Origin of the sequence: Planktothrix sp. FACHB-1355, assembly GCF_014748295.1 — a bacterium.
GTDB classification, from domain to species: Bacteria; Cyanobacteriota; Cyanobacteriia; order Cyanobacteriales; family Aerosakkonemataceae; genus Aerosakkonema; species Aerosakkonema funiforme_A.
This window is the reverse complement of the sequence record NZ_JACJUP010001348.1, coordinates 1-1,671: the sequence shown is the minus strand read 5'-3', so window position 1 is coordinate 1,671 and position 1,671 is coordinate 1. Positions and strand designations below refer to the sequence as shown.

2 protein-coding genes and 1 pseudogene are annotated in these 1,671 nt (G+C 45.2%); 2 read left to right on the top strand and 1 reads right to left on the bottom strand.

Annotated features, from left to right (window positions below; genetic code table 11):
• Positions 1-172: 172 nt before the first annotated feature.
• Positions 173-469 carry a PepSY domain-containing protein gene (locus H6S82_RS32285; RefSeq protein WP_190464492.1) on the bottom strand — a complete coding sequence of 99 codons (297 nt, stop codon included), beginning with the start codon at positions 467-469 and terminating at the stop codon, positions 173-175.
• A 194-nt stretch (positions 470-663) separates the two neighbouring features.
• Between H6S82_RS32285 and H6S82_RS32280 the strand changes: the two genes are divergently transcribed.
• Both H6S82_RS32280 and H6S82_RS32275 read left to right on the top strand, forming a co-directional pair.
• The gene (locus tag H6S82_RS32280; protein WP_190464491.1) at positions 664-1,374 is read left to right on the top strand and encodes a response regulator transcription factor; all 711 of its coding nucleotides are present in this window, start codon (positions 664-666) and stop codon (positions 1,372-1,374) included.
• A 6-nt stretch (positions 1,375-1,380) separates the two neighbouring features.
• Positions 1,381-1,671, top strand: a pseudogene (locus tag H6S82_RS32275) (two-component sensor histidine kinase); the annotation flags it as partial.

Here is a 1,671-nt window from a genome sequence, read left to right as displayed (position 1 = left end):
ATCGCCGCGCTATTGTACGTCTGGAGCTGAAAAGTCAGCCCGGTATTTCTTTCCACTTGCGGCGGGTCTAACTGAGGTACACCCGCAATAAACACGTACCAGTAGCCACCACCAGCTAGGATAGTTACCGTACTTCCACAAAGAATAAGTATCTTTCTGAGTTGCACAGCCTTCAAATTTCCTCAGAGCGGTTTCTAGACTTGGGTCGCGTCCGGAACCACAACATAATACCGGTGATAGCGAGAGTTAGCAAACCCAAAGCGTTGAGGAAAGGGTAGATAGCTTCTAAATTCAAGGGGCCAAATTCACCCTTGTGCCAATCTAGCAACCAATCAAAATCGCCCGCTTTGTCTGTCATATCTGCAATCTGATAAAGCGATCCGGTAATCAACGTCAGCAGGATCGGTAAAATCATGATGGGGGCAAAGATACGATGTAGCTGACGCAAACGTGCTTGATAAATTCTCATAACGGTGTTTTGATTAAGTATAAAGAACAGCGATCGCTTGTGAATGCCTGACAGATCGACTCGTAAATCTTAATTTAAGACTTACACAGCCATTTGTCATTTCCATGACAATAGAATAAACCTTACGTGACAAATCTTAAACTTTGCTGAAATTTAACTTTTGACTTTTAACTTTTAACTTTTGACTTTCTCTGATGGATATTTTAATTGTTGAAGACGAACCGGAAATCGCCAAACTCATCCAATTGACTTTGGAAGCAGAGGGATTTTCTTGCCAGCAATGCCGCGATGGACTGACAGCATTGCAAATGTTTCCCAAACTGCAACCCGATGTAATTGTACTCGACCTGATGCTTCCCGGTTTGGATGGATTGGAAGTATGCGCCCGCATTCGCCAAAAACCCGGCCCCAAAGACCCCTATATTTTGATGCTGACGGCTAAAGGCGAGGAAATCGATCGCGTCATCGGTTTGTCTACTGGTGCCGATGACTACTTAGTCAAACCTTTCAGTCCCAGAGAACTGGTAGCCAGAGTGCGTGCTTTATTGCGGCGCAGTCTTCGTCACAGTGCAGAAAACTTGGTTTATCGCACCCAACATTTTACCGTTGATGTCGATCGTCGTACCGCCTACCGCCATATGAATGTCGATCGATCTGAAGAACTCGACTTAACCACATTGGAATTTAACCTTTTAACTACTTTTATCAGTCATCCGAATCGCGCTTGGAATCGCACCCAATTAATCGATAAACTTTGGGGAGACGACTTTTTTGGTGACGAACGGGTAGTCGATACTCATGTAGCCAGACTGCGAAAAAAAATTGAACCCGATCCGGCTAATCCCATTTTTATCAAAACAGTTATCGGCATTGGCTACAAATTTGAAGACGCCGTGAGTAATTAAATCTTTATGCCAAAGCTCAATCTGGGAACGCGCTTATTTCTTTCCCACCTGCTAGCGATCGTAGTAGGAATAGGCAGCTTTTTCATTATTGGCAAAGTCTCTTCACCCCGTTTATTTGTCCTCCACCTGCAAGAACTGGAAGGCAGAGGGTTTTATTTACGCTATGCGCGTACTCAGCTAGTGCAAGGATTTGAAAACGCCTGGAGTCGCAGCAGCTTTTGGTCATTCATCGCCGGAGCCACCGCCGCCGGTGGATTGAGCTATTGGGTATCCCAGCGCATTATGCAGCCGTTAATC

Bases quoted from the DNA above. Each gene is read 5' to 3' on its own strand.
- H6S82_RS32280 (WP_190464491.1), top strand. From the start codon at position 664: ATGGATATTTTAATTGTTGAAGACGAACCGGAAATCGCCAAACTCATC.
- H6S82_RS32285 (WP_190464492.1), bottom strand. From the start codon at position 469: ATGAGAATTTATCAAGCACGTTTGCGTCAGCTACATCGTATCTTTGCC.